The sequence below is a fragment of the Nonomuraea sp. MTCD27 genome (assembly GCF_041950495.1).
In the GTDB taxonomy this organism is placed as follows: Bacteria; Actinomycetota; Actinomycetes; order Streptosporangiales; family Streptosporangiaceae; genus Nonomuraea.
Genome location: NZ_JBGNUW010000033.1, coordinates 91,069 through 111,283 on the forward strand (window position 1 = coordinate 91,069; position 20,215 = coordinate 111,283).

Annotated in this window: 19 protein-coding genes; 8 read left to right on the forward strand and 11 right to left on the reverse strand. The window is 70.3% G+C overall.

Annotated elements, in window-relative coordinates; genetic code table 11:
- Nucleotides 1-169 precede the first annotated feature (169 nt).
- Complete coding sequence (locus ACBJ59_RS56125) at nucleotides 170-2,524, reverse strand: RICIN domain-containing protein (protein WP_375118177.1); 2,355 nt, start codon at nucleotides 2,522-2,524, stop codon at nucleotides 170-172.
- A 460-nt stretch (nucleotides 2,525-2,984) separates the two neighbouring features.
- Here ACBJ59_RS56125 and ACBJ59_RS56130 point away from each other — a divergent pair, with 460 nt between their 5' ends.
- The 3 genes from ACBJ59_RS56130 to ACBJ59_RS56140 all read left to right on the forward strand — a co-directional run bounded on the left by ACBJ59_RS56130 (nucleotide 2,985) and on the right by ACBJ59_RS56140 (nucleotide 6,657).
- Nucleotides 2,985-3,725, forward strand: a complete 741-nt coding sequence (locus tag ACBJ59_RS56130; RefSeq protein ID WP_375118178.1) for a FadR/GntR family transcriptional regulator — start codon at nucleotides 2,985-2,987, stop codon at nucleotides 3,723-3,725.
- A gap of 734 nt (nucleotides 3,726-4,459) precedes the next feature.
- Nucleotides 4,460-5,539 carry a lectin gene (locus tag ACBJ59_RS56135; RefSeq protein ID WP_375118179.1) on the forward strand — a complete coding sequence of 360 codons (1,080 nt, stop codon included), beginning with the start codon at nucleotides 4,460-4,462 and terminating at the stop codon, nucleotides 5,537-5,539.
- Between the two features lie 467 nt (nucleotides 5,540-6,006).
- Nucleotides 6,007-6,657 (forward strand): hypothetical protein, encoded by a 651-nt coding sequence (locus tag ACBJ59_RS56140; protein WP_375118180.1) that lies wholly within the window; start codon nucleotides 6,007-6,009, stop codon nucleotides 6,655-6,657.
- A gap of 42 nt (nucleotides 6,658-6,699) precedes the next feature.
- Here the strand turns inward: ACBJ59_RS56140 and ACBJ59_RS56145 are convergent, their stop codons facing one another.
- Entirely contained in the window at nucleotides 6,700-7,647 is a 948-nt protein-coding gene (locus tag ACBJ59_RS56145; RefSeq protein ID WP_375118181.1) for a LysR family transcriptional regulator, read from the reverse strand.
- A gap of 83 nt (nucleotides 7,648-7,730) precedes the next feature.
- On the opposite strand from ACBJ59_RS56145, the gene ACBJ59_RS56150 reads away from it, so the two are divergent.
- Together ACBJ59_RS56150 and ACBJ59_RS56155 are read left to right on the forward strand one after the other, a co-directional pair.
- Nucleotides 7,731-8,951 (forward strand): MFS transporter, encoded by a 1,221-nt coding sequence (locus ACBJ59_RS56150; RefSeq protein ID WP_375118182.1) that lies wholly within the window; start codon nucleotides 7,731-7,733, stop codon nucleotides 8,949-8,951.
- Nucleotides 8,952-9,079: 128 nt separating this feature from the next.
- Nucleotides 9,080-9,502, forward strand: a complete 423-nt coding sequence (locus ACBJ59_RS56155) for a PPOX class F420-dependent oxidoreductase (protein WP_375118183.1) — start codon at nucleotides 9,080-9,082, stop codon at nucleotides 9,500-9,502.
- A 316-nt stretch (nucleotides 9,503-9,818) separates the two neighbouring features.
- Here ACBJ59_RS56155 and ACBJ59_RS56160 read toward each other — a convergent pair whose 3' ends face one another.
- Nucleotides 9,819-10,268 carry a nuclear transport factor 2 family protein gene (locus ACBJ59_RS56160; RefSeq protein WP_375118184.1) on the reverse strand — a complete coding sequence of 150 codons (450 nt, stop codon included), beginning with the start codon at nucleotides 10,266-10,268 and terminating at the stop codon, nucleotides 9,819-9,821.
- A gap of 64 nt (nucleotides 10,269-10,332) precedes the next feature.
- Here ACBJ59_RS56160 and ACBJ59_RS56165 point away from each other — a divergent pair, with 64 nt between their 5' ends.
- On the forward strand, nucleotides 10,333-10,815 hold the full coding sequence (locus ACBJ59_RS56165) for a MarR family winged helix-turn-helix transcriptional regulator (RefSeq protein ID WP_375118185.1): 483 nt from the start codon (nucleotides 10,333-10,335) through the stop codon (nucleotides 10,813-10,815).
- A 114-nt stretch (nucleotides 10,816-10,929) separates the two neighbouring features.
- On the opposite strand, the gene ACBJ59_RS56170 is transcribed toward ACBJ59_RS56165, so the two are convergent.
- Nucleotides 10,930-11,589, reverse strand: coding sequence for a TetR/AcrR family transcriptional regulator (locus tag ACBJ59_RS56170; protein WP_375118186.1), 660 nt, complete (start codon nucleotides 11,587-11,589; stop codon nucleotides 10,930-10,932).
- 90 nt (nucleotides 11,590-11,679) lie between these two features.
- Here ACBJ59_RS56170 and ACBJ59_RS56175 point away from each other — a divergent pair, with 90 nt between their 5' ends.
- Nucleotides 11,680-12,480, forward strand: coding sequence for an SDR family NAD(P)-dependent oxidoreductase (locus ACBJ59_RS56175; RefSeq protein ID WP_375118187.1), 801 nt, complete (start codon nucleotides 11,680-11,682; stop codon nucleotides 12,478-12,480).
- Between the two features lie 149 nt (nucleotides 12,481-12,629).
- On the opposite strand, the gene ACBJ59_RS56180 is transcribed toward ACBJ59_RS56175, so the two are convergent.
- The 6 genes from ACBJ59_RS56180 to ACBJ59_RS56205 all read right to left on the reverse strand — a co-directional run bounded on the left by ACBJ59_RS56180 (nucleotide 12,630) and on the right by ACBJ59_RS56205 (nucleotide 17,655).
- Nucleotides 12,630-13,061, reverse strand: coding sequence for a nuclear transport factor 2 family protein (locus ACBJ59_RS56180; protein WP_375118188.1), 432 nt, complete (start codon nucleotides 13,059-13,061; stop codon nucleotides 12,630-12,632).
- Complete coding sequence (locus tag ACBJ59_RS56185; protein ID WP_375118189.1) at nucleotides 13,058-14,038, reverse strand: helix-turn-helix domain-containing protein; 981 nt, start codon at nucleotides 14,036-14,038, stop codon at nucleotides 13,058-13,060. The genes ACBJ59_RS56180 and ACBJ59_RS56185 overlap by 4 nt, the downstream gene beginning before the upstream one ends.
- 208 nt (nucleotides 14,039-14,246) lie before the next feature.
- Complete coding sequence (locus tag ACBJ59_RS56190) at nucleotides 14,247-14,861, reverse strand: hypothetical protein (RefSeq protein WP_375118190.1); 615 nt, start codon at nucleotides 14,859-14,861, stop codon at nucleotides 14,247-14,249.
- Between the two features lie 2 nt (nucleotides 14,862-14,863).
- Nucleotides 14,864-15,421, reverse strand: coding sequence for an RNA polymerase sigma factor (locus ACBJ59_RS56195; protein ID WP_375118191.1), 558 nt, complete (start codon nucleotides 15,419-15,421; stop codon nucleotides 14,864-14,866).
- 119 nt (nucleotides 15,422-15,540) lie between these two features.
- Nucleotides 15,541-17,058, reverse strand: coding sequence for an RtcB family protein (locus ACBJ59_RS56200; RefSeq protein ID WP_375118192.1), 1,518 nt, complete (start codon nucleotides 17,056-17,058; stop codon nucleotides 15,541-15,543).
- Between the two features lie 252 nt (nucleotides 17,059-17,310).
- Nucleotides 17,311-17,655, reverse strand: coding sequence for a hypothetical protein (locus ACBJ59_RS56205; protein ID WP_375118193.1), 345 nt, complete (start codon nucleotides 17,653-17,655; stop codon nucleotides 17,311-17,313).
- 261 nt (nucleotides 17,656-17,916) lie between these two features.
- Between ACBJ59_RS56205 and ACBJ59_RS56210 the strand changes: the two genes are divergently transcribed.
- Nucleotides 17,917-18,267 (forward strand): hypothetical protein, encoded by a 351-nt coding sequence (locus ACBJ59_RS56210; protein WP_375118194.1) that lies wholly within the window; start codon nucleotides 17,917-17,919, stop codon nucleotides 18,265-18,267.
- Between the two features lie 112 nt (nucleotides 18,268-18,379).
- Here ACBJ59_RS56210 and ACBJ59_RS56215 read toward each other — a convergent pair whose 3' ends face one another.
- Nucleotides 18,380-20,053 carry an amylo-alpha-1,6-glucosidase gene (locus tag ACBJ59_RS56215; protein WP_375118195.1) on the reverse strand — a complete coding sequence of 558 codons (1,674 nt, stop codon included), beginning with the start codon at nucleotides 20,051-20,053 and terminating at the stop codon, nucleotides 18,380-18,382.
- Nucleotides 20,054-20,215: the final 162 nt, after the last annotated feature.

Below are 20,215 nucleotides of genomic sequence, written 5' to 3' on the forward strand. Positions count from 1 at the left end.
GCTCCCTCACGGCCGGCGCCGGTTGCGGCGGCCGGCCGTGAGGAAGGTGTTGGTTGCCGATCGCTGTCGCGCGGGAAGAGCCGTCGGAGGCCGGCGTCGGTTCAGGTGACGGGGGGACCCGCTTCCCGTGCCCGACGGTCGGAGGCGAGGCCGCGGTCGTCGGACGGCGTCAGGCGCGGGTCCACTTCTGGTTGGCGCCACCGGTGCAGGTCCAGATGTGCACTTTGGTGCCGTTGGCGGTGCCGGCGCCGGAGACGTCCAGGCACTTGTTCGCGCCGACGGCGGTGATGCTGCCGTCGGCGTTGAGGCGCCACTTCTGGTTGTTCTGCCCGTTGCAGTCCCAGATGATCACCGCGGTGCCGTCCGCGGTCCCGGCGCCGTTCACGTCCAGGCACTTGCCGCCGTAGACCCGCAGCTCACCGGCGCTGGTGGTGGTCCACTGCTGGTTGGGCTGACCGTTGCAGTCCCAGATCTGCGCCGCCGCGCCGTTGGCCTGCGAGGCGCCGCTGACGTCCAGGCACCGGTTCGACCCCACACCCTTGAACGCACTCGTGCTCCCCGAGGGCTGGCCCTGGGGGCCGGCGGACGCGATCACGGCCTGGGCTCCGGCCGGCCAGGCGCCGTTGGTGACGGTGACGTTGTTGTTCACCACATTGCCGCGGTCGCCGTTGGTCACGTTGGTGCTGCCGTTGGTCGACCAGTTGCCGGTGACGGTGAAGTTGCCCATGTTCTCGCCGTACCAGTAGTTGGCGGTGGCCCAGGTGCCGGTGTTCGAGAGCACGTTGTTCCTGACGGTGTAGTACCTGGAGCCCTCGTCGAAGTAGATGCCGAACCAGCCGTTGGTGCGCAGGCAGTGGTTGTCGCTGATCACCGCGCCCGGGTTCCACGACAGCGTGTAGATGCAGCCGCCGTCGGTCATCTGCTGCATGACGTCGTGCACGTAGTTGCCGATGAGCCGGTTGCCGGAGGCGGTGGTGGCCGTGGTGTAGCGCGGCTGGAAGTCGTACAGGCCGCGGTCGGCGTAGTGGGTGCTGCCGCCCGGCTCGTTGGCGCCCCAGCCGTACCCGATCGACATGCCGGTGTACGGCAGGTTGTAGATCTCGTTATGGGACACGTTGGTGTTGGTGACGTAGGTGGTCAGGACCGAGACGACGCCTCGGTGGTCCAGGCCGAGGTCGTGGATGCGGTTGTCGCTGACGGTGATGTTCCGGTTGACCATCCGCTGGTCGCTCGGGTGGTGCGCGTCGGCGCGCACGCCGCCGACCACGATGCCGCCGGCCGAGCTGCGGGCGATCTCCGACCGGGTGACCGTGATGTCGGCGGCGCCCAGGCCGACCCCGCTGCCGTGCGCGTTGGCGTCGTTGCCGATGCCGATGGCCGTCTGCCCCAGGTTGACGAAGCGCGAGTCGGTGAAGGTGACGGTGTTCGCCGCGGAGACCTGCACGGCGGCGGGCATCTGGTACCAGTTCGGCCGGGTCGCCTCGAACTGCCGGCAGCCCTGGTGGCAGGAGGTGAAGGCGGGCCAGCTCCAGTTGCCGGCGATGTAGGCGCCGGTCTGCTGGTCCACGTAACCCTGGTTGCCGCTGGGGCCGAGCCAGCTCGTGCCGGTGAAGGTGATCCCGCTGAACGTGATGTGGTGCGCGGGCGCGTCGTACGTGCCTCCGACGTGCACCAGCGACTGGAGCACCGGCAGCTCCACGCTCACGTTGCCCATGCTCTGCCCGGCGAGCGGGATGTAGGACAGGGCGCCGGTCCCCGGGTCGAGGTACCACTCCCCCGGCGAGTCGAGGAACTCGTAGGCGTTGGCCAGGTAGAGCGGTCCCGCCCGGTGCGGGCTGGTGAAGGTGTCGTACCCGAAGTTGTTGTTGTTCCAGGCGGGCTGCCGCATCGTGATGAGGTTGCCGCTGATGCTCTGCACCGGCGCGTACCGGTCGGTGAAGGAGCCGACGCTCTCCATCTCCACCCGGCCCTGGTTGGCGAGGTTGTTCAGATAGCTCAGCGCGCCGCTGGTGAACCTCATCCCGGTGCTGCTCGCGGTGAAGTCGGACCGGTTGACGGCGGTGCGCGCCCGGGTGGCGAGCGCGCCGTCGACGTACAGCTGCCGGGTGTCGATGCCGGTGCCGACGTTGGCGCGCCAGATGTTCTTCCCCGAGTCGGCCAGGGTCCAGCCGGTGACCGCCCTGGCTCCGCTGATGACCGGGACGGCTCCCGCCGCGGCCTGCCATCTCACGGAGTAGCCGTTGTTCCCGGAGTCGGCGGCGGTCAGCCGGAGCGGCGCGGACAGCCGGTACACCCCGCCGGCCAGCTCCACGACGATGTCACCGGACATCCCGGCGTTCAGCGAACGCACCGCCGTCTGCGCCGCGGACAGCGAGCACGGCTGGGTGGAGGTGCAGGCGGTGCCGGTGCCGGCGGGTGACGCGTACAGGGTCGTGGTGGCCGCGAAGGCCGGGGTGGCGGGGGCGACGAGGGCGGACGCCGCGGCCAGGGCGGCGGCGATGCCCATCAGGATCGGTTTCAGCATCGTGACGGGCGAGGGTAATGGCACAGTCGTTCCTTTGGGGGGTAGGGGTATGGCCAGGTCACGCCCTGACCCTCAGGCAGGTGACGCCTTTCCGGGGTGGAGCGGAGGCGGGCTCCTGCGACAGCGGTCCGCGGGACGCCTCCACACCGCGCCCATGCGATCCGGCCGCGGAGGCTCCGGCAGGAGCGCGTTCCCCGGGGCCTCGCTTCTAATTACGTTGGGAGTGGGGATACCCGTCAAGACCTTAAGCCCGCTTATTTCATCGTTCGCACACTGCGGGACCGGCCATGGTGCGGCATTTTACAGCTTCACCAGCAGTGATGCCTGTCACCGCGTGCGCCAGTGGCGATCAACCTCGGATGAACCGTTCAGATGAGTCGTACTCATCGGGGAACGGCTGTGCCGGGGAGGGCCGTCTCATCAGTCATACTCTTGCAGGGAACGGCGAGGAGGAAGCACGGTGACCGACACCCCGCGCGAGAGCGGATACCGGCCGGGCTACGAGGTAGCGGCCGAGCAGGTGCTGGAATTGATCGTCCGGCTCGGCCTTCGTCCGGGCGACCGCATGCCGACCGAGAACGAGCTGGCCCAGCAACTGGGCACCAGCCGCACCGTGGTACGCGAGGCGGTGAAGATACTCTCCGCGCTCGGCCGGGTACGCGCCCAGAAGGGCCGCGGCCTGTACGTGGCCGACGACGAGGGAATGCTGGGCACCGGGCGCTGGGGATCCTTCTTCCTCCCGACCGACCTCGACCACGTCTACATGCTGTTCGAGTTCCGCCGGGCGCAGGAGATGGAGACCAGCCGGCTGGCCGCCCGCCGCGCCACCCCTGCCGAGCTGAGGGCCATCGAGGAAGCGGCCGACCTGTGCCGCCGCGGCTTCGAGACCGGACGCGAGGAGATGTTCAACGAGGGCGACGACGCCTTTCACACCGCCATCGCCACGGCCTCGCACAACATGTTCCTCCAGGTCGCCGTGCGGGAGGCCCGCAGGCTGCAGGCGCAGTCGAGCCTCATCGGGCTGCGCGGCTCGGTGGGCGGGCACGCCGCCAAGGCGGTCGAGGAGCACGACGCCATCTACCAGGCCATCCGCGCCGGCGACCCCGAAGCGGCCGCCCAGGCCGCGGCCATGCACATCGACAACACCCTCGACGACTACCGCAGGGAGATCCAGCAGCGGCTCTTCTTCTCGTCCCACTGATCCGGCCTGGCCGGACCGGCTCGACGGGGTGCGAGCATCGCCGATGAGTGCCGCCGGTCGTGGGCGCTTCCGCCGGATCGCCCGCCACCCGATCCCGTAGCCGCGGCTTCCGCACGGACGCACCCCGGGAGACCGGCCACCCCGCCCGGGCACCTGTGAAAGTTTCATCGCGACAGACCAGCGGTGGCCGCGGCCGCCTGTCCTGGTCAGGAGGACGAGCGACCGGGCCCTCCCGGGCGCGGGCGCCCAACGTCGAGCAGGCCGAGCCTTGACAGGTCTTGTCACGGTCATATTTGCTCCGCTGCACCATCGCCGTCAGCCGCCCGAATGAAGGGAGTGCCGATTACGGCGGCGTTGAGTTAGCGCTAACATCCAGGAAATTCGACCAGTCGGCAAATGCGCGCCGGTGGCGCCCGCAAGCCGATGAAAGCGCGCTTCCTATTCACGTGTGTCACCACGAGAAGGGCAAAGGAATTTGCGTGATGTCGAGACTTAGGTTTCTCTTCACCGCTGTCGTGTCGGCGGCACTGTTGCTCGTTCCGGCCACGGCGCAGCCGGCGCTGGGCGATAGCGCGACCCCCTCGCTCGCAAAACAGAGCGCCCTCGCCCCCACTGCGGGATGCGGCAAGGCCCCGACCCTCAGAAGCGGTAACCAATCGATTACCACGAACGGCAGAAATCGTAGCTTCATCCTGAGAATTCCCGACAACTACACCAACACGACCCCCTACCGGTTGATCTTCGGATTCCACTGGAACGGCGGCACCGCCAACGATGTCGACTCGGGCGGGACCAGTGGTTATCCGTGGTCCTACTACGGGCTCAGGGCGTTGTCGAACAACACCGCGATCTTCGTCGCGCCTCAGGGTCTCAACAACGGCTGGGCCAACTCGGGCGGTGAGGACGTCACCTTCGTCGACGACATGATCCGGAGGATCGAGGCGGACCTCTGTGTGGACACCTCGCAGCGCTTCGCCCTGGGCTTCAGCTACGGCGGCGGCATGAGCTACGCGCTCGCGTGCGCCCGGGCGACGGTCTTCCGCGCGGTGGCGGTCTACGCGGGCGGGCAGCTCAGCGGGTGCAGCGGCGGCACGGAGCCCGTCGCGTACATCGGACTGCACGGTCTCAGGGATCCGGTGCTCAACATCTCCGCGGGCCGGTCGCTACGTGACAGGTTCGTCCGGAACAACGGCTGCACGCCCCAGAACCCGCCGGAGCCCGCGCAGGGGAGCCTGACGCACATCGTCACCTACTACTCGGGATGCCGAACCGGGTATCCGGTCGCGTGGGCGGCGTTCGACGCGGGCCACACCCCGGGTCCCGTGGACGGGAGGCCCGGCGACTTCGAGCCCGGCGAGAATTCCTGGACCAGGCCGGTGGTCTGGGAGTTCTTCACGCAACTGGGAGGCGGCGACCCGGATCCGCCGGACACGAGCGCGCTGCGGGGTGTGGGGTCGAACCGGTGCCTGGACGTCAGCGGCGCCTCGCAGGCCAACGGCGCGGCGGCGCAGATCTGGGACTGCAACGGGCAGGCCAACCAGCAGTGGACCTCCACCAGTTCCGGTGAGCTGCGGGTCTACGGCGGCAAGTGCCTGGACGTGAACGGCGCCGGGACCGCGGACGGCACCGCGGTGATCATCTGGGACTGCAACGGCCAGAACAACCAGAAGTGGCGCCTCAACGCCGACGGCAGCATCACCGCGGTCGGAGCGAACAAGTGCCTGGACGTCTCCGGCTCCGGCACCGCCAACGGCACCAGGCTGCAGATCTGGACCTGCCACGGCGGCGCCAACCAGAGGTGGACCCGCGTCTGACAGCCTGTGACCGCGGACCACGCGCCATCGCCGGGGCGAGTCACCGCCCCGGCGATGGCCCCGACCACCAGACCGCCGCGATCGGAACCTTGCGCCGTAACTCCTCGACCACGTCCTCACGCCTGAGCTTCCCCCGACATGCCCCGCTCCTGGACATCGCCCGCCACACCCCCCATCCTTTCAGGAGGCATCGCACGAGCACGCCTTCATCACAGCGACGACGACGCCCTCGCATCCAAGATCACAATGCCGCTGCATGGCTCCTGGAGGAGAATCGGCGAGCTCGTCGCGCTCCGCGAGTGGCGCGTGCCCCGGCCGCGGAGGACCTGGAGGCGCTCGACCCGGCAGCGGCGGAGGTTACCGGACGGTTGGCTTGGCGCCCATGGACTCGTGGCTGACCGTCTCTGAGAGACCATGGGAATGCGGCGGGCCCGATCCGGGCCCTCACCTCCGGAGACAGGTTGTCGATGCGTCTACATCCAGGCGAGACCGAGGCCGCCGGCTGGCGGGTGGTCACCGTGCTCGAGGCCGTCCGGCAGCTGCGCGACGCGTCACCCGGCGTCACCGGACGTCCGCGGCTGATCGCGATCGACGGCCGGGGCGGCGCCGGAAAGACGACCCTGGCCGCGCGGCTGCGCAAGGTGGTGCCCGACTCCGCCGTCGTGCACACCGACGACATCGCCTGGAACCACGCCTACTTCGACTGGGGCGCCGTGCTCGTCGAGAACATCCTGCAACCCCTGCACCGGGGTGAGGCGGTGGACTTCCGCCCTGATGCCTGGATCGCCCGGGGCCGGCCCGGATCGATCGCCATCCCCGCCGGCACCGACTGCGTCTGGGTCGAGGGCACCGGCATCATCCGCGAAGAGCTTGCGCCGTGGTTGGACGCCTCGGTGTGGATGCAGGGTGACCTGGACGAGCAAGAGCGCTTGACGGTCGTCCGCGACGGTGACTCCCCCGAGCAACTGGCGCACGTGGCGAACTGGCTGCTGGAGGAGCTGCCGTTCATGTTGCGAGAACGGCCGTGGGCCCGAGCTACCATGATCGTCGCCGGCCCTCCACACATCGGCCACGACCCGGAGACCGAGCTCGTCGTCGCCCCGCCGACGGGCTCCTAGGCCGGCCGACCCACCCGCAGAGCGCGGGTGCACCTGACTTCTTCAACCTTCTCCTGGCCTGGGTGCCGGGGCCTGCTGAGCCAGCTCACGCGCGACTTCGACGGCGATCTCGATGGTGCGGACCGCGAGCGGCGACTGACCGCCGCGTCCAGGCCGCCGGTGAAGGTAGATCTCGCGCGTGGGTGTGGGGTCGAGTTCGTGCACCTGCAGATCTGGCCAACCTTCGGGTCCATGAATCGCGCCGCAGGAGCGGCACACGACGTGGTGAATCGCGAGCCAGGGCAGAACGGCGAGCCCCATCCCGGCGCGCACCATCGACAGGATCGTCTCGTTGCCCGCCGAGCGGAACACGATGCGCGGCTGCGCACCCGCGTCCGTGAGGAACTTCTCCAGTCTGGGCTGGTCACAGGTCGCCGGCCAGGCCACCATCGCCTTCCCGTCCAGCCTCTCCGCGGGCACCGGGCCGGCCGGCAGGTCTCCTGGATGCGCCACCACCAAGTAGGGGTCCTCCATCAGCAGGACGTGTTCCGCTTCATCGCTGATCGGTCCGTCGTAGAACAGGAGGTCGAGCTCGCCGAGCTGCGCCTCGTCCGGCTCCGCTTCCGAGAGCCGGATCTCGCAGTCGGGATGCTCGTCCCGAAGGCGGCGCAGCACGGTGGGAAGGATCACGTTGGAGACGCTCTGGAGGGTGCCGACGTCGATGCGGCCGTCGCCGGCCTTGAATCGATCGACCGCACGTGCCAGCGCTTCGGCTTTGGCCAGCAGCTCCCTGCCTTGCTCGAGCACCACGGCTCCGAGAGGAGTTATCCGCACCGGCCTTGGACCGCCGGGCCGATCGAACACCGAGCCGCCAAGGGTCTTCTCCAGCACTGCGATGTGCTGGCTCACGCTCGACTGGGTGTAGCCCAGCCTGTTCGCCGCTCGGGAGAACGTCCCCTCCTCCGCGATCGCGATCATCGTCATCAGCTGCCGCAGGTCGACGTCCGCCATAGCTGCATATATAACACATTCCGATGGATTTGATCGTAAACATTCGCTTTTCTCGATCGCTCATCGCTCCTAGCGTCGACGACATGACAGTCCCGACCACAAGAGTCGACACCGGTGCGGGGAACCGCGCCCGCAGGCCACCGTCCGGGCTACCAGCCCTGGCGTGGACCCTCGGGGCGTGCCACCTCGTTGCTCGAGCCGGCGCGTTCGTCCAGCCGATGCTGGTGCTGTACCTGACCCAGGAACAGCGGATGACTCCGACGGTGGCCGGTGCCGTGGTGGCGGCTGTGGGCGTCGGCGACTTCGGGTCGCAATTGCTGGGGGGATGGCTCGGGGACCGGTTCGGGCGTCGGCGGACGATGCTCCTGGGGTTCCTTGGGACGTCGATCGCGCTGGTCGCCCTGGGGTCGGCCGGCACGACGCCGGCCATCTGGGCCGCGGCGGTCGGTTACGGCCTGACCGCGGGGCTCTTCCGCCCGGCCGGCTCGGCGGCCGTGGCGGACCTCCCGCCCGAACAGCGGGTGCGGGCGTACAGCCTGCTCTATTGGGCCGCGAACCTCGGGTACTCCATCGCCGCAACGGGCGCCGGGGTCCTGGTAAGTCGCGGCTACGGCCTGCTGTTCTGGTTGAACGCGGTCGCCATGCTGGTCGCGGCGCTGATCGTGGTAGCGGCGGTGCCGGAGACCCGCTCGGCCCCGAGCCACCCTCGACGTGCGCTGCTGCCGGCGTTGCTCGGCGATCGCCTGATGGTCACCATGGCGCTGATCCACGTGGCCTGCTTCACGCTGCTCATGCAGGCGTTCACCACGTTGCCGCTGCTGATGACAGCGCAGGGGCACGGCGCGGCCACGTACGGCACCGTGCTCGCCCTCAACGGGCTCGCCATCGTCATCCTTCAGCCGCCGGCCGTCGTCGTGCTGGCGCATCGCGACCGCGGGACAGTACTCGCCACCTCGATGCTGTTGGTCGGCCTGGGCGGCGGCCTGGCCGCCGTGACCCAGAGCAGCGCCGGCCATGCCGCCGCGGTCCTCACCCTCACCCTCGGGCAGATCGGGATGGCCGTCCAGTTCGGCGCCACGTTCGCTGACCTGGCGCCGCCCGATCTGCGCGGCAGATACATGGGCGTCGCGTCGAGCACCTGGAGCCTCGGCGCCACCCTCGGCCCGGTGGCCGGCACGGCACTGCTGGAGCACACCGGCAGAACCTGGCTGGGCGCCACCGCCCTCGCTACGGGGCTCCTGCTCTTCTCGGCGCAGCAAGCCGTCGCCGGATCCCTGCGCGAGCGGCAGGCAGGTCGGTCATGACGGCCGCGCTCGCGGGCGCCAGGAGCTCAGGAAAGAGCGACGCAGCTGGTTGCCGGCCGGCGACCGGTGGCGGCGGCGACAAAACACACGATCAGAGATCGCAACGTCGAATGAAAGGAAACACACCGATGAAAACAATGACCGACAACGAATGGCGAACCTTCCTCACAGCGGGAACAAGGCTTGCCCACGTAGCTCTCACCCGCCGCGACGGGCGACCCCACGTCACCCCGGTCTGCTTCATTCTCGACGGCGACGAACTCGCCTTCGCCCTGTCCCCTGGCAGCGTCAAGGGCAGAAGCCTGGCCCACGACCGGCGAATCGCACTCTGCGTCAGCGATGACCGGCAACCCTACAGCTTCGTCACCATCGAAGGAGAAGCACACGTCTCCGCCGAGCCGGACCAGATCAAACACATCGCCGCAGGCATCGCCGACCGCTATTACCCTTCCCAACCCGCCGAGGACATCGCCGAATCATTCGTACGGGAAGGATTCACCGCAGTTCGCATCAGTATCACCAACGTCATCGCCCGATCCGGCCTCGGCTGACACCCGTGCTCACTGTGACCGGACTTCACTCGAGGGCGCGCCGATCGTGTCAGCGGCCTCGGGAAGGAGAGTTCCACGATCCGGCCGACACCTCCCTGAGCGATCCTCAGCACGTGTTCGCGGTCGCGCCGACGGTGGTGTTCGCGTTCGGCAAGGAGGAAGGCTTCAGCGCAACCCGCTGGCGCTTCTGAACCAGCCACATCCGTCCGCGATCCCCGTCCGATCGACGCCATCGATACGTGCGGAGAATGAGCCGGGCGCCGACAGTCGGCAGCCCGGCCAGGGGGACGTTGTACTCGCTGCGCTCAAGGGTCGGTCAGGCTGCACACGCCGAACGCGGCCCGTTCGGCGCGGGCCCGGGCCGGCTCGCGGGTTCGTAGCAGTCATAGTTGCGCTGAGCGATGATCTTGCCGTCGCGGTAGCGGAGAAACGTGCCGATGTGGGCGCGCAGGGTGTGGCCCGCGGGAAGGTCGCCCACCGGGACGGCCAGGGTGCCGGTCCAGAGCACCTCGAGGGCGACCTGGTCGCCGGCGGCGATCGTGTTGAGCACCTCGAAGTGCTGGTCGCGGATCGTGGTGCGGCCGCGTTCCGCCGCGGCGCGAAGGCCGTCGAGGTCGCGCACCACCCCGTCGGGGAACAGCGCGTTGGGCAACTCGTGGTGCACGACGTCGGGATGGAGGAACCGGTCGGCGCTCTCGCCCTTGGCCACCGCCTCGTGGTAGCGGACGGCCAGGTCCACGTTGGGATGCTGTTGAAGGTTCGCCATGCCGACAACCATAGTTGTACAACTTCAGTTGCACAACTATGGTTGTCGAGTGCAGAATGGGCGCATGCAGCCTGTCCTGACCGGTGATCTGGACACCGGGACGCTCGCCCTGTTCGTGGGCTTCGCGGCCGCCGAGGTCGTCCAGCAAAGCCTGGCCGACCAGGGCTTCGCGGGGCTGCGGTTCTCGCACGGGTACGTCTTCCAGCACCTCGTCGGCGGCGGCGGGCCCACGGTGGGCGAGCTGGCCCCCAAGCTGGGCGTCACCCAGCAGGCCGCGTCGAAGACCGTCGCCGAGCTCGAACGCCTCGGCTACGTGGAGCGCCTCGCCGACCCGGGTGATGCCCGGATCCGGCGGGTGCACCTGACGCGGCGGGGCCAGGAGGCCGTGGCGGCGGCGCGGCGGGCACGGGAGGCGCTGGAGGCCCGGCTGTCCGGGCGCGGCGGGAAGCGGCGGCTGGAGGAGTGCCGGGCGCTGCTCGCGGAGTTGCTGGACGAGCTGGGCGGCGCCCCGGCCGTGCGGCATCGCGAGGTCAGGCCACCCCGGTAGTCCTGCGCTGCGCCGCTGGGCCGGCGCACCGCATCTCGGCCGGATCGTCGCCGGCCCGCATCCGGACGGTGTGAGTGGCGGGGCCGGGATCGCCGCTGCGGGGCTGCCGAGCCTTCATGACCCCTCTGGTTCCGGCGGTGGCGATGCGGCGGTGGCGGGTGTGGCCAGCACGTGAAAGAGCGATTCGATCCACTGGGCGAGCTCCTGCGGCCGTCCCTGGGTCAGCGCCGTCGTGCCGAGAACGCTGCGCATGAGCCATACCCCCGCTTGCAGGGAGAGCATCAGTTCCGCGCGGACGCCGGCTGCGGAACCGGACAGCTCCTCGGTGAGGTGCCGCCCGGCGTGCCGCCCGATCGCCTCGCGCATGATCTGCGCGGCTCCGGGGTTGGCCGCCGACCTCAGCATGAGCAGGAACGGCCCGAGCTCCTCCGCCTCCGGCGCCGTCCGCGCCACCAGCGCTCGCGCGGTCTCGCCGGGCAGTTCCGCGCCGGTGCCCGCGATCACCGTACGGGGCTCGAAGGCCACGTCGACGGCCTCGGCGAACAGCCGTTCCTTCGATCCGAAGTAGCGGTTGATGAGCATCGCGGTCACGCCCGCGCTCTGCGCGATGTCGCGGACTCCCACCCCGTCGTAGCCGTACCGGGTGAAGGCGACGACCGCAGCGTCCAGGATGGCCTGCCGGGTGGCGGCGGCGTCGCGCCGGCGTCTGGCAGGGGTGGAGTCCTGAGGTTGCGATCGGTTGTGGGGGGAGCTGGGCTGGGCGACATCACTCATGTCTACGAGTGTATACTTAAGTGAAAGTCTACGATTGTAGACATCGGGAGCGCGATGCGTCTTGCCCCCGGACCACGATGCGAGGATGAAATGGATCTTCAACTTACGGGCAAGCGCGCCCTGGTCACCGGCTCCAGCTCCGGCCTCGGCGAAGCCATCGCCAAGGCCCTGGCCGCCGAGGGCGCCGACGTCGTCGTGCACGGCCGCGACCGCCGGCGTACCGAAACCGTCGCCGCCGCCATCCGGACAGCCGGCGGCGGCGCTCATGTCGCGATCGGAGACCTGGCCACCGACGACGGCGCCGACGCCGTGGCGGCGGCCGCGCTGACCGGCGGCCCGATCGACATCCTGGTCAACAACGCCGGCGCCTACCCCCACCGCTCATGGAAGGAGGCCACCCCCGCCGACTGGAGCCACACCTACGAGGTCAACGTCATCTCCGGGGTCCGGATGATCCTGCGCCTGGTTCCCCGCATGCACGAGCGCGGCTGGGGTCGCGTCATCCAGATCGGCGGCGGGCTCGCCCTGCAGCCAAGCGCCGACCTGCCCCACTACACCGCCACGCTGGCCGCCCGCCACAACCTCACGGTCTCGCTGGCCCGCCGGCTGAAGGGGACCGGGATCACGGCCAACACCGTCGCCCCCGGCGCCATCCTGGTCGACAGCGTCCAGCGATTCCTCACCGACCTTGCTCCGGCCCGCGGCTGGGGCGAGGCGTGGGAGGACATCGAACGCAACGCGATCGAGGAACTGGTGCCCAACGACGTCGGCCGGATGGGCCGTCCCGAGGAGATCGCCGCCGCCGTCCTCTACCTGAGCGGCCCGCTGGCTGACTACGTCACGGGCACCACCCTGCGGGTGGACGGCGGCACCATCCGCGGCGTCCACTGATCGCCCGTCGCTGTCATGATCGCCGGGGGCCGCCCGCTCCGCCCACCCGGCACCTCCCCGATCGAGGACCTCGCCGACGCGTTGAGTCATGGCCCTGGTGTGGACCGCCCGCCATCCTGGCCGAGTCCGCCCTTCGTGTCTGTCCTGGTCTAGGACGCCATGGCCGACCCGTCAACAGTGCTGCTCTGGCCGCCGCTGGCGCCCGCCGTCGCCGGCAGCGCGCTGACGTGGTGGGCCAGATGCAGCCACCGGCCGTCCCGGCGGACCAGGACGTCCGTGGCCAGACCGTGCAGTTCGAACCGGGCGTCGAGGTGGGTGCCCGTCTCGCTCCACCGGTAGGCGCAGACCGCCGTGTCGCCGTACTGGCGCACCTCGACGTCGTCCAGCGACCACGCGTCGATCCGGGCCTGGGCGAAGAAGGCGCTCGCCTCGGCGAGGAGGGCGGCCCGGCCGACGGACCGGCCCGCGGGACCGCCCGAGGACAGGTAGTCGGGCAGCGTGAGCTCGCCGAGCGTGTGCGGATCCCCGTCCTGCATGGCCTGCCACCACGCGCGGACGGCGGCCTGGGGTGTGGCGGTCATCCGGCCTCCCCGAGCCCTCGCAGCTGGTCGGAGGTGAGCGGCCGTTCGGCGAGCTGCCCGCGCTCCCACTCCATGGGGCACGCGGGCGGTACGTCGTGACAGCCGACCGCGGCAAGGGCTTCGGTCAGGACCTGCCGTCGGTAGGCCGAGAATGTCAGCACATGCGTGATGACGCCGCCCAGCGTGAAACTCTGCGGCGGATCGCACAACGCGTCGATGAAGGTGTCGTCCCAGGCCCGCCGCCGGTCGACGTCGGCCGCGAGCGCTCGGAACTCCGCGCCCGCCCGCGCCCAGCGCGCCCGCAGCGCCTCGACCGAGTCGTCGCCGCCGTCGGGCAGGGCCCTCCCGGCGATGGCCGCGGTCCAGACCTCCTTGGTCCAGACCAGCCGTTCGAGCATGCGCCGGACACTCGGTTCCGGCCCGTCGAAGTCGAGCACCGTGTGACCGGGCCGGATCTCGCGGTCGAGCTGCTCGGCGGTGAGCTCGCGGGCGCTGTCCAGCAGGCGTCCGGTGAGCCAGAAGTCGTGGTCCAGGAGGCGTTCTGTCAGGTCCATGTCGGTCTCCGTCGTCGTTCGGTCGGACAGGAACATCCCGGCGGGAGGATGGAAGTGGACGCCGTTGCGCGCGGGCAGCCGGAAGTCAGTACGCGCGCGGCCGAAGGCGCTCGGCGGCCGGCCGTACGCCCGCCGGAAGGCGCGGGAGAACGCCTCCGTCGAGTTGTAGGCGGCCTCCCACCCGGCGTCGGTCACCGAACATCCCTGGGTCAGCCGCCACGCGGCGCGCTCCAGCAGCAGGCGGCGGCGAAAGGCGGCGGGCGCCTCACCGAGCCCGGCGGACACGAGCCGGTCGAAGTGGAACCGGCTGGTGTAGGCCCGGCCGGCGATCTGCCATCCGTCGACCCGTTCGTCGAACGCGGCCAGGATGGTGTCCACCAGCTCCCGCAACCGATCAGGGGGAACTTTGTCGGCTTTGCTCATACCGCTATTTTCCGAGTCGCGGCACCTCGCCGCCTGACCGCTTTTGCGTTGCTGCTGCGGAATCGGTGCTCCGGAGATGATCCGGAGCGCGCGAGCCGTGCCTGGTGCACTGGGGCACGGCCACGACCCCGAGGTCCACGGGAGAGAGCGATGCTGCACCCCCGTAGTGGCGCCGGTACGACCTGTGTCGAGGCGACGTCGTACGCGATCAGCCCGTGCTCCGCACCGGCACGCACGGCGTCACCGGGGAGCCCGCCGCGGCCAGCCACGCCCCCATCTCCCACTTCACGCCGGCCCGTGGGTGCTCGCTGAACTCCATGACGAGCGTCTCGCCCTCTCGGACAAGCTCCGGACGGATGACGAAGCCGCGCCCCGGTTCCGTCCTGACGGCCCGGGAAGAGCGCCAATGCTCGGCCCCCCACCTCAGCTCCTCCTGCGACACCGGCGGGCCGCCGTACGACGGGTCCGCTCCGGTGAACCGCGGCGTCCGACAGCGCTCGCCCGGGTCCAGGAAGGTCACGTCCGCCTTGACACCCGCCGCGCCCAGCTCGGCCTGCAGCCCCTCCGGGTCGCGCAGCTCGCGGACGGTCACCGTGATCGTGCCGTCGGCGCTCCTGGCCACCGCGTACACGGGTGATCCGGCCTGAAGGACCACCGTCGTGGCGGCGGCCGCCGCCACGACCGCGGCCGCGACCAGCTGCGGACCGGTGATCGCCCGCCTGCGCGGCGCACGCATCCCGTCGAGCAGCCGCTGCCGCGCCCCGGCGAGTTGCTCGGGGGTCGCGGGCGGGATCGACCGCCACATCGTCGTCAACTCGTCCATCGTCATTCCCTTTCTCCAAGTGCTTCACGGATCTGCAGGCGGGCCCGATTGAGTCGCGAGGCGACCGTGCCCGCGGGGATGGCGAGCGCCTCGGCGACCTCCCGGTAGTTCAGCTCGGCCCACGCCACGAGCAGCAGCACGTCCCGATCGGCCGGCTTGAGTGCCAGCAGGGCCCGAGCCAGCGGCCGGTTGACGGCCAGCGTGTTGACGCCGTCCTCGACCGCCGTGGCCACGGCCGGATGCACGCCGCTGCGGATGTAGGCGCGGTACAGGGCTGTCTCCGCGCGGCGCCGCTTGCCGATGAGGTTGGAGGCGATGCCGTACAGCCAGGGCCGCGCGTCCGTACGGGTCCTGTCGTACTCGGCCCGGTGCTGGAAGGCGGCCAGGAAGGCGTCGGCCACCACGTCCTCGGCCTCGGCCGGGCCCAGGCGCCTGGCCACGTAGCGGTGCAGGAGCGGCGCGTGCCGGTCGAAGAGGACGGCGAACACGTCCGGTTCGTGTAACGACCGCCCGATCACGCTGGCGTCGTCGGCCTCGACGATCTCGCTATGGATGATCATGTATGGGAGCCTTTCTCGGCGTGCCCTGTCATGTGTCATTACCGCCCGGGCCCGAAAAGCTTCACACCCGGGAGCGGCCGGGCCCGCCGTCCTCGACGCGGAACACCACCCGGAGGCGGTCAGCCCTTGACGGTGAGGAGCGGGCGCAACTCGGCCACCGGGTCCGCCACCCCGCCCGCGTGCAGGCTCGACACCACGGGCCCGATGTCCTTGTACGCCCACGGAGCTTCCTGCTTGAGGTCGCGCCGCCAGGCGGCCATCACGTCCGCGCGGCGCGCCACGGTCGGATCGCGGTGGTCCAGCGGCGTGACCACGCGGAAATCCCGCAGGAACGCGTCAAGGTCACGGTCGCCGGCCCGTGCGGTGGCGCCGCGGGGGACGCGCCGTCCGGCGCCGTGGCAGGCGCTGGCCAGCGTGCGGGTGTTGCCGTGCCCGCGCAGCAGGTAGCTGGACGATCCCATCGACCCGGGCACGATCACGGGCTCGCCCCACATCGCGTACAGGCCGCCGGTCATCTGCTCGTGACCGCCCGCTGGCGTCGCGCCTTTGCGGTGGACGACACGGTCCCCGTCCTGCCACAGCAGGTTGTGCGGCGCGTCGTACACCAGCCGCGCCGCCATCTGACCGCATTCGGCGGCGAGCCCGGCCCGCATGGTGAGGGCGAGGAAGAACCGGTTGCCTGAGGCGAAGTTGGCGGCGTTGCCGAACGCGTCCAGGTACCGGCGTCGGGCGGCGGCCGTACGCTCGTCCAGCAGGAACGGCAGGATCTGGTTGCGGGGCCGCGACAATCCCGGCGGCCAGGTCCGGCGCAGCCGATCCAGCGCTGTGGCGTTGGCCTGGTGCCCCAGTGACAGCGAACCGCTGTGCACCATCAGGACGACCGCGCCCTCTGCCAGGCCCCACGCGTACGCGGCGGCGGGGTCGTGGACCCGTGCCACGTACTGCAGCTCGGCGAAGTGGTTGCCGCCGCCGATGCTGCCGATGAGGCTGTCGTGGCTGGCGGCGGCGGTGCCGCCCGCGCTGGTGATCCAGTCGGCGAACGCCGCGGCGGTGCCGGTCGGGTGCACCGGAGCGTGCATGCGGTCCAGGCAGTCCTCGGCATCGGTCGGCTGGTGACCCTGCCAGGGGGCGTCGCCGGTGAGCAGGAGCCCCGGGAGCCCGTCGCGCAGGAGGGCCTCCCGCTGGGCGGGGGTGAGGGCGATGCGGCGGCCTCCCTCGAAGAACAGGTGCCGCAGCCGCCGTTCCAGGGCGTCCAGGCGGGGCCGTACCTGCTCCACGGTGAGCGAGGTGACCTCCAGTCGCATGCCGCAGTTGACGTCGTTGCCGACCGCCTGCGGGAGCAGCGCGCCCTCGGTCTCGATGACCGTGCCGATCGGGATGCCCGCTCCCTTGTGGAAGTCGGGTGTGAGGACGAGACGGATCAGGCGGGGCGGCGGGCCGTCGTGGCCGGGCACGGCCTCGGCCAGGCGGGCGAGGGTGCCGGCGGTCTCAAGGACGGACAGCACCTCGTCGACGGCCGCCGGTTCGAGGGGGACGCGCTCGTCAGCGCAGATGTCGACGGGGACGTTCCAGGGGTTGGGGAGAGTGAGCCACTGCTCGTCATGGCGGACGAGACGGCGATCCTGACGAATACGCATGATGGGGAAGTCCTTGGGCTGCTGAAGAGAATCGCAAGAAGGTGGCACGGTTGGGAGCGCGCCACAGAAGACGACGGAACAGACCGTCGCCACAGGCCTCGTGGGTCAGCAGCCGCGAGGTGAAGGCGTGCCTCACCATAGTGCGGCACGCTCCACCCCGCCACGGATTTACGGCGCGGCGGCGCCCATGCGGTTCTCTCTCAGGTGGAAGCCGCGGGATCCAGCACGCCCCCTTCGTCCACCTGCTCGCTGTCAGGTGGAGGAAAGCCAGACCTGCTCATCGGCGGAGACACAGCGCGTGTCGCCGGTGGAATCCGTGTCGCAGCTCCAGGTGCCGCCGTCGGCTTCGACGGTGAACGGCACCTTGCTGTCGAGCATGTCGACTTCCGTGCTGAAGGCGTCGGAGACCTTCGCCGCCGTGGTGCAGGCCTCGTCCTTGTCCCGGGTGGTCGCGATGGTCAGGCTCTGGTTGCCGGAGCCGCGCTCGCAGGAGACGAACTGCTGCGGCACGGGCTCGGCACCGGCCGGGGTGGCCGGGAACAGTCCGGCGATGGCCGCGGCCGCCAGGGTCAGACCGATACGGATCATCACCATCACCCCCGAACGTGGTGGTCTCTTCTGCCACCAGCATGGGCCGGACAACGGTCATCGCAGGGCAACGCCCCGATGAAGAACGACTCTGCCGTTCCGGCCGGACGCACCGCTCATACGGACTCCAGATGCCCCGTCAGGTTTGGATCACCGTTGCGCGGTCGGGCTTTTCCAGGGCCGGGCGCAGTCCTCGGCCCGCCATGACCCGCCGCGGGGGCGGGCCGGGCGACCCTGGAGGTGTCCAGACCACGCGGCATGGGAGGACACATGGTTGCGCTCATCAGACACGGCGTCGCGGCTCTGGTCGCGGCGGGAACGCTCACCGCCGGCCCGGCGGCCCAGGCGGAACAGAACTGCGGCCGATCCCCGGACGGGGCGATCGTCGAGGCGGACATGGACGGCGAACGAGCCGAGGCCTGCGAGACCGCCATGGACGTGGCGGTCGCCTACCAGAACAACTTCCCGTCATCCGGGGCCCTGTCGATCGACCCCGTGGACTTCACCGTGCAGGTGGATGGAGCTCCGTGGGAGTGCATGGTCGTGCAGACCGCGCGGGACGTCAAACCCCGCGGCCAATGTGTCCATCCGTCCGGTGACACCGTCAACCTCTACGGCTGACTCCGACCGCAGCCGGTCCGCCGGGGTGTCCTGGAGGCGGGTCGGCGTTCGGAGCAGCGCGACCTGCGTCGAACCGATTCGACACCAGCCTGGGCGGCCGTGCGCGCCTGCGTCAAAGCCGCTGTCTGCGCTGCTCGTGGGCGGCGGCGAGGATCAGGTACGCGCTGGCCGTCCAGGTGTAGGCGCGGTCGCGGAGCCCTTCGCCGGTGCGGGCGTCGAAGTTCTCGGCGAACCCGGACCGCTCGCAGAGCTTGCGGAAGCGAGCGCTGATCTCGTCGGCCAGCGCAGTGTGGCCCGCGCGCCGCAGGCCGTCCTCGATGAGAACGGTCGAAGGCGCCCAGATCGGCCCGCGCCAGTAGCCGTCGTCCTGGTAGTGCTCCGACGACGGGTGTTCGGTGGCGGGCCCGAAGGCGGTCAGGTGCTCCTGGATTCGTGCGGCGAGCGCCGTGTGCACGGCTTCGGGGAGTTCGTCCCCGAGCACGATCGGCATGAGGTCGAGCAGGCTGGCACTGGCCCAGCTCTGTCCGGAACACGCGCTGCGGGCGACGAACCGCTCCCCCGTCCACAACTCGGCGAGCAGCGCGTCGCGCATCCGGTCGGCGGCGGCGGACCAGTGGGCCGCCGTGGCCGGATCCGGGGCGCGGCGGGCCAGCTCGCGCATCTGGAGCACGAGGAAGGCGGCCAGGTCGGCGGTCTCGACGACGCGCTCCGGGTCGAAGGTCGTGGCGTTGTCCCAGCCGCTGTCGTTGCCGTGCTGGTAGTGCGGCAGCTCATGGCCGGGGACCCGGCGGGCATCCAGCCAGAAGGCGGTCCAGCGTTCCAGGAGCCGGTAGGCCTCCTCCGGCTCGGCCGCCGGAGGGAGGTGGCGCAGGGTCCAGCCGTGGATGGGGGGTTTGACGAAGTTGTAGAGGATCTCGGAGTGGGTGACGGAGTCGGGCAGCGCTCCGGCGCCGTCCTGGTGGTCGAAGGGCAGGTGGAACTGGTCCCACGCCATCTCGGGCAGCCCGCCGCCCAGGGCGATGGCGTTGAAGCAGTGGTCCCAGCTCCACACCTTGTCCATCCAGTGCTTGGACATCAGCACGGCGGGCCGGGTGACGAACCCGGCGGGCCGTACGGTGGCCGACCACAGGACGTAGGCGGCCAGGTCGGCGGCGGGGGTGGCGTCGCTGCGCCAGGGGGCGACCGCCGCGGCGAAGGTGTCGAACTCGGCGCGCGCCGCCTTGACCACCTGCTCGAAGGTGTCGGTGCCCGCATAGGGCGTGCGCGCGGTCTCGTACTCCTCGACGGCGATCTCCCAGTCGCCCGTCAGCTTGAGGCCGCGGTCGGCGGTGCCGAGCGCCTCCACGCCGAGCGCTTCGGCCTGTCCGCCGAGCACGGTGATCCGGTAACGGCGTCCGGTCTGGTAGAGGGTGAAGACGTACGATCCGTCGACGGGATCGTGGTAGAAGTACGGGCCGCTGAACGGCGTCAGCACGGGGTCGGCGGCCAGCAGCCGCAGGCCGAGACCCCGGCCGCGCAGCCGTACGGTGTCGGCGTTGTCGTAGGCGAGATCGACGCGTCCGCCGTCGCGGCTCCAGGTGAGCTGGTGCGGCGTGGCACTGATGGTGCTCTCGGCGTCAGGGACCAGGCGCAGGATCGCGTGCATGCCGCTCTGGTGGGAGACCAGATGTACGTCCTCGGCGTGGGTGTGCTTGGCGATCACGGGCGAGAAGCCGAACCAGGAGCCGCGATAGCTGAACGGGATGTCTCGCAGGGAGAACACCGGGCCTGAGGCGGCGACGGTCATGAAACGAGGTCCCTTCTTAGTCTTTGACGGCGCCCGCGGTGACGCCGGCGGCGACGTAGCGCTGGGCGATGACGAGCAGGATGGTGGCGGGGATGGAGGCGATCACGGCGGTGGCCATGATGGCGTTCCATTCCTGGTTGTTGTTGCCGATGTAGTGGTAGA